The 11,772-nt window shown below is 61.4% G+C and carries 9 protein-coding genes; 5 read left to right on the top strand and 4 right to left on the bottom strand.

Features of this window, described 5'->3' with window-relative positions:
* Positions 1 to 21 precede the first annotated feature (21 nt).
* A complete protein-coding gene (locus tag J3E64_RS09305) occupies positions 22 to 1,239 on the bottom strand; it encodes a cytochrome P450 (RefSeq protein WP_253342395.1) in 1,218 nt (405 codons plus the stop codon).
* 358 nt (positions 1,240 to 1,597) lie between these two features.
* Between J3E64_RS09305 and J3E64_RS09300 the strand changes: the two genes are divergently transcribed.
* Both J3E64_RS09300 and J3E64_RS09295 read left to right on the top strand, forming a co-directional pair.
* Entirely contained in the window at positions 1,598 to 1,825 is a 228-nt protein-coding gene (locus J3E64_RS09300; protein WP_253342393.1) for a hypothetical protein, read from the top strand.
* Between the two features lie 227 nt (positions 1,826 to 2,052).
* Positions 2,053 to 4,398, top strand: a complete 2,346-nt coding sequence (locus tag J3E64_RS09295; RefSeq protein WP_253342391.1) for a TonB-dependent receptor — start codon at positions 2,053 to 2,055, stop codon at positions 4,396 to 4,398.
* Between the two features lie 489 nt (positions 4,399 to 4,887).
* Here the strand turns inward: J3E64_RS09295 and J3E64_RS09290 are convergent, their stop codons facing one another.
* A complete protein-coding gene (locus J3E64_RS09290) occupies positions 4,888 to 5,412 on the bottom strand; it encodes an aldehyde dehydrogenase family protein (protein WP_253342389.1) in 525 nt (174 codons plus the stop codon).
* A gap of 375 nt (positions 5,413 to 5,787) precedes the next feature.
* Positions 5,788 to 7,014, bottom strand: coding sequence for a CaiB/BaiF CoA-transferase family protein (locus J3E64_RS09285; protein WP_253342387.1), 1,227 nt, complete (start codon positions 7,012 to 7,014; stop codon positions 5,788 to 5,790).
* A gap of 162 nt (positions 7,015 to 7,176) precedes the next feature.
* Between J3E64_RS09285 and J3E64_RS09280 the strand changes: the two genes are divergently transcribed.
* Positions 7,177 to 8,094, top strand: coding sequence for an SDR family NAD(P)-dependent oxidoreductase (locus J3E64_RS09280; protein ID WP_253342385.1), 918 nt, complete (start codon positions 7,177 to 7,179; stop codon positions 8,092 to 8,094).
* A 64-nt stretch (positions 8,095 to 8,158) separates the two neighbouring features.
* Here the strand turns inward: J3E64_RS09280 and J3E64_RS09275 are convergent, their stop codons facing one another.
* Positions 8,159 to 9,142, bottom strand: coding sequence for an NADPH:quinone oxidoreductase family protein (locus J3E64_RS09275; RefSeq protein ID WP_253342383.1), 984 nt, complete (start codon positions 9,140 to 9,142; stop codon positions 8,159 to 8,161).
* Between the two features lie 149 nt (positions 9,143 to 9,291).
* On the opposite strand from J3E64_RS09275, the gene J3E64_RS09270 reads away from it, so the two are divergent.
* Both J3E64_RS09270 and J3E64_RS09265 read left to right on the top strand, forming a co-directional pair.
* The gene (locus J3E64_RS09270; protein WP_253342381.1) at positions 9,292 to 10,896 is read left to right on the top strand and encodes an AMP-binding protein; all 1,605 of its coding nucleotides are present in this window, start codon (positions 9,292 to 9,294) and stop codon (positions 10,894 to 10,896) included.
* 14 nt (positions 10,897 to 10,910) lie between these two features.
* Complete coding sequence (locus tag J3E64_RS09265; protein WP_253342379.1) at positions 10,911 to 11,756, top strand: MaoC/PaaZ C-terminal domain-containing protein; 846 nt, start codon at positions 10,911 to 10,913, stop codon at positions 11,754 to 11,756.
* The last annotated feature ends 16 nt before the right edge of the window (positions 11,757 to 11,772 follow it).

Genomic DNA, 11,772 nt, shown 5'->3' with positions numbered 1-11,772 from the left:
GGAGCGGGCGTCGGCTCAGGCTTAGCTTATCGCACCTGGCCGCATCGGAACTTCCAGATACCCCGCCACCGCCCCGTAGGTCGGAAAACGGGTGACCCTGTCGAGATCGATCCGATAGTCCGGCATGCGCGTCAGCACGGCGCGGATCATGGTGCGCAGCTCGATCTTGGCGAGCGGCGCACCCAGGCAGCGATGCCCACCACCACTGAATGCGAGATGATCGGACGCCTTGGGACGGTCGAGTTGAACCGTCTCAGGATCGGGAAATTTCGCCGGATCGCGGTTGGCGCCTGCGAACCAGATAAAGATGCGTTCGCCCGCGCGGAGTTGGCGGCCGCCAATCTCCATGTCGCGCATCACCGTCCGTCCAATCCCCTGCGCAGGCGGCCAGACGCGCAGCCATTCCTCAATGGCATTGTCGAGAAGCTTGGGATCGTCGAGGAGTTGCCGGCGGATTTCGGGACGATCCTGCAGCCAGATCAGGGCGTTGATGACCGACGCGGTCGTCGTGTCGAACCCTCCGAAGACGAGTGCGGTCATCATGCTCTCGGCCTCTTCGAACGACAGCGGCTGGCCCAGCACCTCGCCCTGCGCCAGCGCCGATGCGATATCGTCTTTCGGCTCGGCGCGGCGCTCGGCTACCATCGTGCGGAACCCGGCCTGTATGCGCTGGATCATCTCGATGGGATAACCGGGGTCCGTCTCCTTTGTATGTGACACCAGGTGCACCGAATAGGCTACTTCGCTCCAACTCTCGCGATAGCCGACCAGGTGAAAGGTCGCGCGGGCAGTGATCGGCAGGATCACATCCCGCAGCATGTCCGCCTCTTCCTTCGCTCGAATTCCCTTCAGCGCTTCATCCATGAAGCGATCGATCATCGGACCATATTCGCGCAATGCCTTGGGCGTGAAAAACGGCATCTCGATCCGACGACGCGCCGTGTGAAAGGGTGGATCGGACTCGCTGAGCATCAACGGATAGGAATGCTGCGGAATGCGTGATCCCTTGCCGCCGCGACGTTCATGCTTGACATCATTATCCGCCGAAAAAGCCTCCCAATCCTCCAGCGCCTTCTTCGCTTCAGCCCATGCACCCAGAATCCAGTAGCCGCCATTGGCCTCCGACCAGGCCAGCGGGAAGTCCATTGCGTGTAATTCTCGGACCAGATCTTCCCAGTTTTGCGCGTAGCGCGACCCATGATGGTCGAAATTCCAAAGGGGGCGTTCCACGAACGTCATCTCTCACTCTCCATGGGGCATCACCCGGCAGACGATCCACCGGCCACTTATTATTTGACACGGTGTGCCATAAACTGACCTTCGTCAACGCCCTGATACTGATTTAGGCGTCAATGCGTGGATATACGGAATCCTAGACGAGGCCAGCACGCACCGGTTCGCCAGATTGCCATGCTCTCGAAAAATTGACTGCTCGCATCGCTCGTATTTCCATGCATCCACTCCATCCGCGCCAGACGCCTGCGATCTCAATCCTCTGTACGAAGGACGGGCGGTAGGTTCGCCCTAATCCGATCAGCAGTGGCAAGGCGGCAGCGCGTCGGCCCGTTCCCGGATCGCGTGCGGATCGGCCTCGGACATGATCTCGATAGCCTTCCGCAGCGTGCAGCTGCTATTTGATATAGAGATGGATGAATTCATCGGAGCTGATGCGGACGAGCGCGGGATAATTGATGATCGTATCGCACCGGGCGTCGTTCGGGTTCGATGCTGCGAACAGGCACTTTCCCCTCCCCCTCCGCGCAGCCGCGAGACCGGGCAGTTCCAGAATTCGAACGACATCGCGAAAAATCTAGGTCGACAATGATATTGCACCTTGCGCCAATTGAGATTACTGTAAGAGGAGCATAATATCAGACGAGGCGGGAGAGGTGTTTAGGATTGGGCGGCCCGTTCTATGGGCGCCGAGCTATGCTTCCGAAGGTCAACCTACTCCACGCCACCCGGCGGTTGCTTGCCTGTGCCGATGCGGGCGGGATGCAGTTGTCTGTGTCGCTCAACTCAGAATGTTAAAATGTCGAAAGGGAGGAAAATATGAAGAAAAAAGTTCTTAAGGTCCGGTCCAGCCTGCTGACCATCGCGATGTGCGGCGTTGCCTTTCCGGCCTTCGCCCAAGACGAAGCTGCCCTTCCCCAGCAACCTTCCTCCCAAGAGGCTCGGTCCTCGGTCGGCCTCGATGAGATCGTTGTCACAGCGCGGCGGCGCGAGGAGTCAATTCAGACTGCGCCGGTGGCCGTCACCGCATTGAGCGGCGATACCCTGAAGCAAAAGAACGTGGTCAACTTGGCCGATCTTGCCGGGAGTACGCCCAGCGTTTCCATCCGCAGGCAGTCAAACAATCCGGATTCGGCGATCATCACGATCCGCGGCCAGCAGCAGAACGAAACCAACATCACCGTCGATCCCGCTGTGGGCGTGTACATCGGCGACATGTACGTCGCGCGCGCTTACGGCGTCCTCGGCGACCTGCTCGATGTCGAGCGGGTCGAAGTCCTGAGGGGGCCGCAAGGTTCGCTGTTCGGTCGCAACACCATCGGCGGCGCGATCAAGATCACGGCGGTCAAGCCCGACGTCAGCGGAGGGTACACAGGTTTCGTGAATGCCGGCGTCGGCAATTACAACGCGGCATCCATCTCTGGCGCGGTAACCATACCCATCATCGAGGATAAGCTCGCCCTCCGCTACGCCGGTTCATACCGCAAGCGCAACGGCTATACGACCGGCTATCTGGTCGCGGAACCCAATCTCACCCCGATCGACTCGTTTGACATGAACGATTACAGCCGCCAGACGCACCGGCTCTCGCTCGCGTGGCGGCCGGTGGACGGGCTTCGCGTTGACGTTAGCGGGTTCCTTTATAGGGGCACCAGCAACGGGGCGCTGGTTGCGAATCTGAGCGGCGATATCGCCACGCTCGACCTGAGTACTTTCGCAACCTCGTTCCGCAACTCGCCGCAGCGGGCTGCCGACTTCTACTCAGCGCTTATTCCGGTTACCATTCGTAACGGCGGTGTGCCTTCGACGGAGGCGCTGACCAAATATGTCCAGGGGACAATCGAGTACGATCTTTCCGACGAAATCACCGCGAAGCTGGCCGTTTCGTACGCCAAGTCGCATGCGACCACGAACAACAACAACACCAGCGGCATCGTCACGGATTCCCTGGCCCTGTTCCAGTTCACGCCGACCACATTGCAGGCGCAGAACCAGCGGTCGGCGGAGTTCCAACTGCTCGGTACGAGCTTCGACTCGCGCCTCAACTGGATCTTGGGTGCCTATTATTTCAAGGAAAAGGGCTTTGAAACCAATACCGGCATCACCAAGGTTTTCGGCGATCCCGGCGGCTCGGTCACCTTCGACGCAAACAGCGTGAACTCGTCAAAGTCGCTCTTCGGTTATGCCGAGTTTGCCGTTACCGATGCGCTTTCGATCAATGCCGGCGGTCGGTACACTTGGGATACCAAGTCGCTGCAGGGGCGTAACCGATGGAGCTTCGCCACGGCGGGCAATCCGCTCATCGGCTTGGCTCCTCACCTCGAGCGCTCGTGCATCTACTCGCCGGGCCCCGACATCACCACTTCGACCACGACCGACGGACCGTGCCTGCTCGATCGGACCGACAAGTTCGATTACTTCACCTATGATGTCGGCATCAACTACAAGATCTCGTCGGATATCTTCTTCTACGCCAAGACCAACAACGGCGTTCGCAGTGGCGGCCAGCAGGCCCGCGCGGTGAACTTCAATTCGGCGACCGCCTTCTTCCCGGACAAGGTCAAGAACTACGAAGCCGGTATCAAGGCGGACCTGTTCAACCGCACGTTCCGCACGAATGCTGCGGTGTTCCATGTCGACTACACCAACGTTCAGCAGCAGGTCATCCTGGCGCCACCGGTCGTCCCGACCACGACGACCCAGGTGATCAACAACCCGGGCAAGGCGAAGGTTGACGGTTTCGAAGTCGAAAGCACGGCCCGCCCGATCGACGGGCTGACGCTTCGCGGGTCGGTATCCTACGTGAAGACCAAGTTCCCCAATCCGAACCGCGTGCAGTTCTTCACTCCTGAGTGGCAGTACGCGCTCGGAGCGACCTACGACCTGGCCATAGGGGAATCGAACACGCTTCGTCTCAATGCCGACTACAGCCATGTGAGCAGCTTCTACATGTCCCCGAACAAGGCGGATCGGAAGCTGCCCGGTTATGGAACGCTGAGCCTGCGGGCCAGCTACCTGATCGGCGAGCATCTGGACATTTCGCTGTTCGCGACGAACGTGACCGACAAGAAGTACTATGCTGCCGGTATCATCAGCGGAAACCTGGCCCCGGCAACGATCGGGGAGCCGCGGATGTACGGCGCCGAGGCAACCTACCGCTTCTGATCCCAGTGTAATTGAACGGCGCGTCTGTCCTGGCGACGGGCGCGCCGTTTCCCTTTTGTATTTACCCGGCATTATGGAGCAAGAGCACCAAGGGAGACGGCATGTGTTTAGCGCGCTGCTCGGGGTGGCGACGGGGCTAAGCGAGCACTTCCATTTACCGCTCGCCAAATCCGCTGAGGGGTGGCTCACTGGCTCCGGGCAGTGGGAGCGAGCGTTGCGGCAATCCGGGCTTTTCGGGTTATCGGACCATATGAAGCGGCGGACGGCGATCCGCTGCAGGTGTTGGCACGGGTGGTGGATTTCGAGGCGTTTCGTCCAACGCTGGTTGCCGCGTGAACCTATGCGGACGGAAGCAAGGGCGGCCGCCCACCCTACGTTCCGGTGGTGATGCTGAAAGTGCTTGGGCTGGCAGCGCAGAACAACGTCTTCGATGCGAACATGATCAGGACCTTCCGGGCGCGGCTCACCAATGCCGGCGCGCTCGACCCACTATTTGCCGATTTTGACCGCAAGTTGAAGGCGCGGGGTTATGCCTGCCCCATCGAGGCGCCGGTCAGGCCGGAGCCGACTGCGGCCCCGGCCTGAAGGTAGCGGGAAGCCGCGCCCGGCCATGGACTGGCGCCGCAGCATATGGCTAAAGCTGGCCGCATTTTCGTTGAGCAGCTGGGCGAAGCGGTAGAGAATATCGCGGCGAACGTCAGCCGTGACCTTGCGCCATGCGGGGAAGGCTCGCTTGGTCGACTGCACCGCCTCGCCGATTTCTTGCGTACCGCCCGAAGCGGTCGATCGCCACTCACCATTGATCAGGATCGTGTCACGAGACAACCCGCCTTCGGTTACCACCGCCATGGCGATGTCGGCGACCGAATGGCGCTGCATCGCCACGTCGGTCCAGGTAACGTTGACATCGGGCGCCTTCATCAGCGCGCTTGCCGGGAATTTCGCCGTTGCGATGAACTTCGTCCGCGCGATCTTCAAACGTCCGAATGCGGCGCATTCGGCGATATATTTCAAGAAGCGTGTCCCGTGAAATATTTCGCCGCACGAATATCTCTCCGCTCAAACAATTAACGCTTTACCCCGCGCTGCGCGTGCGCACCCTCCCTGTCAAGAAGGTGGATTTTCTGTCAAGTGAATGGATCGAGAGCCCGTCAGACGACAGGTCAGTAGTTGGTCGCTGGCGTTCTGCAACGGTGCGAACCTATCGGCCATGGCCGGAAAAATATTCCGTGCGAACTCCAGCGCCGCTGCCCGAGCAATGCCCGAACGTGCGTCAGTTCAGTATGACTTTATCATTGAAGCCGATGCTGCTTATTCATCCGTATCTCGGCCCGCCTTGACCGTCGTCTCCTGTTTCGGTCCCAGTCGCTGCTGTCTTTTTCGAGGGCTTTACCCCTCCCCATATATGGCGCTGGCGATATGATCGCTGACGACGGGAGCGGCGATCACCTTTTCGGCGGTCAAGCGTTCGATGTCGGCGGTGCCATAGCCCAGCTCGGCCAGCAGTTCTTCATTATGCTCGCCCAGTTCCGGCGCCTGTGTGAAGGATGTTGGCGCCTGGCCGTTCACGATCGCGGGCTGAACGACGTAGGTGAAGGGCTTGCCGTCCGCTTCCCCTTCGACGAACATCGGCCGGCTGGCGATTTGCGGGTCGTTGCGCACCTCTTCTATGCCGTTGTTGATCGGCCCGATGGGGATACGATGTTCGATCGCCATGGCCAACCAGTCGGCCTGGTCGCGCGTCCACATGACCTTTTGAAGTTCGCGCCGCAGCGATTCGCCACGTTCCTGATCCTTGAGATCTGGACGATCGACGAGATCGCAGAAGAGATGCCAGAACTTCTTCTCCTCCGGGCAGATCAGCACATATTTGCCGTCGCGCGTCTGATAGGCCTGATACCGAGCGATCGGACGCATATTGTCAGGATTCTGCCACCAGCCGATGCGCGCTGGCCGATTATTTTCCACAGTGGCGCCCGCCCAGGCGCTGGCGACGACGGCATGGGCCGACGACACATCGATATAGCAGCCTTCGCCGGTGCGTTCGCGGTGAGCAAGACCCGCCGCGATGTGGAACGCAGCATAGATTGCTCCCATCGTCGTGCCCTCGCCGCCCCCCGCCATCGAATTGACGCGCCGCAGATATGTCTCATCCGGCCAGACCAGTCCGTCGTCGCACATCTTCATCGGGATGGCTCCACCCATTGCGTCCATCATCTGCCCGTGGCTAGGCACCTCTCGGAATGGGCCGGTCGCGCCGAAACCGGTATTCTGGCAATAGACGATGTCAGGCTTGAGCGCTTTCAACTGGGCATAGCCAAGGCCCAGCTTGTCGTTGCGGTCGGCGACCGCGTTTGTAACGAAGGCGTCAGCCGTCGCCAGCAGACGGCGGAACACCTCTCGCCCCGCTTCCTGCTTCATGTCCAGCGCCAGGCTGCGCTTGCCCTTGCTCGCCTGGAGGTGAAGGTGTCGCGTATCCGGCAGGCGCAGATAGTCCCCCAGGAAAGGACTTTCTATTTTGATGACGTCCGCGCCCAGGTCTACCAGCATCATGCCGGTCGCAGCCCCGTTCAGCAGCATGGACGATTCGATGATCCGGTAACCCGAAAGCAGCATGTCCAACCCTTCTTCTTGTCTTGTGCCGCCCGGAGCGACGAAATTCAATGCGGCAGACGAATAGCTGCCGCCCACCGGCCCTGCACGGTTTTAGGTATCTCTATTGATTTGTCCATCGGATTGAGGAAGGAGGAGTGCGGCAGACTGGAAGGAGCAAAAATAATGGCGATCTTGGAGGGAAAGACAATCCTCGTCACCGGCGGCGGTCGCGGCATCGGCCGTGAATGCGCGCTCGCCGCGGCGAAATATGGCGCGAAGGTGCTGGTGAACGATCTGGGCGGCGGCATGGCCAGCACGGAAGATGGTTCGATCGGCCCGGCGGAGGAAGTTGTCAACGAAATCCGCGCCGCCGGCGGCACTGCTGCGGCGAATGGCGGCAATGTTGCGAAGATCGAGGATGTGGCTCAAATGGTCGAGCAGGCCAAGGATGAGCTGGGCGGCCTGCATGGCGTCATCAACCCCGCCGGCATCCTGCGCGATCTGACGCTACACAAGATGACCGAGGCGGACTGGGATTCCGTTCTCGCCGTCCACCTGCGCGGCTCGTTCAACATCGTGAAGACCACGATCGAGCATTTTCGCGAGCAGCGCGAGGGCAGCTATGTGCTGTTCGGTTCTACCGCAGGCCTGATCGGCAATGTGGCGCAGGCCAACTACGCCGCTGCCAAAATGGGCATTGTCGGCCTGTCGCGGGTTGTCGCGATCGAGGGCCAGTCGCGCAATATCCGCAGCAACGTGCTCGCCCCCTTCGCCTGGACCCGCATGATGGACAGCGTCGTGCCCCAGAATGACGAACAGGCCGCGCGCCTCGACCGCATGAAGAAGACGATGCGCGCCGACCAGGTCGCCGAATTCGCGGTCGCGCTCTGCGCGCCGGGTGCGGACATTTCCGGCCAGATCTACGCCGTGCGCGGCGACGAGATACTGCTCTTCAGCCAGCCCCGCCCGATCCGCTCGGTATCGCGCATCGGCGGCTGGGATGTGAACTCGATCCTGGAAGCGGGCCTGCCCTCGCTCAAACCCTCGAACATCGAACTGTGCGTGCCGGCGGCGGTCTTCCCCTACGACCCGATCGGCTGATCGCCAGTCCGTCGGGGGAAGCCGGGAAGGGCGCCGTCGATGCGGCGCCCTTTTCATTGGCCGCTTATTCGGCGTTCACCCGGATTACGACCTTACCCACCGCGTCCTGCTGCTGCATCGATGCGAAGGCGGAGCGCCAGTCGTCAAAGTCGAACGAGGCGTGGACGTGCGGCTGAATCGCCTTTTCCTCAGCGAACCGCTTCAATTCCTGGCTGACCAATCGGCGCCGGTCGGGGAAGCGTCGGCCATATTCACCCGCGCGCACGCCCACGACCGAGAAGCATTTGATCATGGTGAGGTTAGTAGGCAGGCTGGTGATCCGATTACCCACGAAACCGACGACCAGAATACGGCCGCAGAAGTTAATACAGCGCACGCTTTCATCGAACACGTCGCCATTCACCGGATCGAAGATCACGTCCGCGCCGGCGCCGCCGGTCGCTTCCTTCACCCTGTCTTTGAAGCCGTCGCGGCTGTTGATGAGCAGGCTGGGCGTATAAAGCTCATCCACCTTGGCGAGCTTGTGATCCTCGATGCCGGTGGCTATCACGCGGGCACCCAGCGCCCGCGCCAAGTCCGTCGCGGCCAGGCCCATGCCACCCGCGGCACCGTGGATCAACGCGGTCTCGCCCGCCTGGATGCGCGCCCGTTCCACCAGCGCCACATAGGCGGTCAGATAAGCCGCGCCAAAGGCCGCCGCTTCATCGTTGGAAAGACCCGCGGGCATGGGATCTACGGTCGCCTCGGGAAGCACGACATAGTCGGCGAACGCGCCCACGCCGATGCCCGTCACCCTATCCCCCACCTTGATTCGCGACACGCCCTCGCCCACGGCCGCGACCTCGCCCGAACAATCGCCGCCCAAGGTAAAGGGCATGTCCGGCTTCATCTGATAGAGGCCGCGCGTCATCAGCAGATCCGGAAAGTTGAGACTTGCCGAAAAGACGCGGATCAGCACCTGCCCCGCCCCGGGCTCCGGCACCGCCACTTCGTTGATTCCCACGCCGGACAGATCGTCCGACAAACTGTTTACCTGCAGAGCCTTCATCGCACCCTTCTTTCTGTGCTTGCTGTTCTGGCTACGCGCTTTCCGCACGCGAAGCTATTGACCTCTATTCAGATACCTTTATCGTCCTTGTGCGAAGGTGCAATGGCCAGATTTTCAGCGGCCAGATTCGAGCGGGATGACTGAGAGACATGCGTTGCTATGATTTGACCGACCCGGAAAGCCGTGTCGTAGGGAAAGTGCTGCGAGATCAGGCGGCACATATCGGGGATGTTGTCTGGCTGCATTCGGATGACCGCAAGGTTACGTTTGCGCAGGCCGAGGCCATCGTGAACCAATATGCGCGCGGGCTGATCGCGGCCGGTGTCGAGAAGGGCGAATCAGTCGCCATGCTGGTCGATCCGTCGATCGAAGCGATGCTGCTGGCGATGGCGGTGACGCGGACCGGCGCGCTCTTCACGACGATCAACACCGACTTCCATACCGGCTTTCTGGAGGATGCGCTTCGCGAGGCGCTGTCGACCAAGCTGATCGTCGACCCGCAATATCTGCCGCGCCTCGACAAGCTGCCGACGCTCGCAGGCCTGGAAAAGGTCTTCACCATCGGCGCGGCCCCCGCGATCGAGGTGATCGAGCACACGAATATCGAAGACTGGCTCTCCCTCAGCAGCGACCCGGTCGAGGAACAGTCGGGCTGGCTCGATCCGGTGCAATGCTGGTGGTCGTCGGGCACGACCGGCAAGCCCAAGGGCATCCTGCACAGCCACAGTTCGGTGCTGGTGCAGTGCACCGCCTACAACCGCGAATATCTCGACGGCGAGGTGCTCTACGCCTGCACGCCGCTCTATCTGGGCAGCGCCTGGTCCGGCTCGCTATGGACCTCGCTGGTCTATGGCGTCACCGCCGCGATCGACGCGCGCTTCTCGGTCAGCCGCTTCTGGGACCGCATCCGCCATTACAAGGCGACGCAGGCCTTCACGCTGGGCGCGATGCACATCCTGCTCTACAAGCAGCCGCCCACGCCGGGCGACACCGACCACAGTCTGCGCCGCTTCGTCGCCATCCCCATGCCCAGCGATCTGATCCCGAAGTTCAAGAAGCGTTTCGGCATCGCCGCCATGTCGCAGGGCTATGGCACCAGCGAGACCTTCCGCGTGTTCGATTCGCCGGACGACAATAGTGACAAGACCGGTGCCCTCATCGGGACGCCCGTCCCTCGCTACGAAGTTGCGCTGCTCGACGCCAACGACCTGCCCGTGCCGGCCGGCACCGGCGGCGAGATCTGCGTGCGGCCGAAAGAGCCGGGCCACCTGTTCCTGGGCTATTTCAACGATCCGCAGCGTACGCTCGATAGCTGGACCAACCTGTGGCACCACACCGGCGACATGGCGGTGCTGAACGAGGACGGCCAATATTATTTTGCCGACCGCAAGAAGGATTATATCCGCTATAAGGGCCGCAGTCTGTCCATGTTCGAGATCGAGCAGGTGGTGGACAAGCATGAGGAAGTGGCGGACGTGGCCGCCTATGGTATCCAGTCCGAGGAACTGGAGTCAGAGGCAGAACTGATGATCGCCGTCGTCCGCCGCCCCGGCGCAAGCGTGACAGTCGAGCAGTTGGCCCGCTTCATCAATGATGAAGCACCCTATTTCTACGTGCCCCGCTTCATCCGCTTCATCGACGAGCTGCCACGCAACGCGCATGGCCGCATCCAGAAGAACGAATTGCGCGACGAGGGCGTGACCGCGGATAGCTGGGACCGCGAATCGACCGACTTCGTCGTCACCCGCGGTTGAGTGGAGCCGCGACGATGGACCATGAACTCGTACGGAACTTCGCTTCCGAAATCGTGACGCAGACCTATGGCGAGAAGGACGCCATGCTCTATGCCCTTGGCGTGGGTGCCGGCGCCGATCCCGCCGACCGCCCCTTCGTCTATGAAAAGGGGCTGAAGGCGCTGCCGACCTTTGCGGTGACGCTCGGGCGCGAAAAGCCTTGGCTGACGGACGCCAAATATGGCCTCAACATCGTCAAGATGCTGGCCGCCGAACAGAGTACGGAAATCCACCGTCCTCTGGAGGCGGCCGCGACGATCAAGAGCCAGATGACGGTCGAGATGCTGCACGACAAGGGCGAAGGTCGCGGCGCGTTGATGACGATGAAGCGCGCCTTGTCCGACGCGGAGACGGGCGAGCCGATCGCGGACGTGCGCATCACCGTGTTCCTGCGCGGCGACGGCGGCTATGGCGGCCCATCGGACCCGGCGCCCGCGCCGCACAAGCTGCCGGATCGCTCACCTGACTTCATCGATGCCTATCAGACGTCCGTCGACCAGGCGGTGGTCTATCGCCTGGCTTCGGGCGACTATAACCCGATCCACATCGACGAGGGCGTTGCTGCCGCCGCCGGCTTGCCCGGTCCGATCCTGCATGGTCTCTGCAGCTATGGCATCGCCTGCCGACATGTGTTGCGCGCGGCCTGCGACAATGATCCGGCGGCGATCCAGCGTTTCGACGCGCGCTTTACCAGCCCGGTCTACCCCGGTGACCTGATCGTGACGGAGATGTGGAAAGAGGAAGACCATGTCTCCTTCCGCTGCCGCGTCCCCAAGCGGAACGCAATCGTGCTGAACAACGGCTCTGCCAAACTGCGCTGAGTCGGCTGCCGAGGCA

The organism is Sphingobium sp. OAS761, assembly GCF_024168485.1.
In the GTDB taxonomy this organism is placed as follows: domain Bacteria; phylum Pseudomonadota; class Alphaproteobacteria; order Sphingomonadales; family Sphingomonadaceae; genus Sphingobium.
The sequence above is the reverse complement of the archived record's forward strand: the minus strand, read 5'-3'. Positions and strand labels throughout refer to the sequence as shown.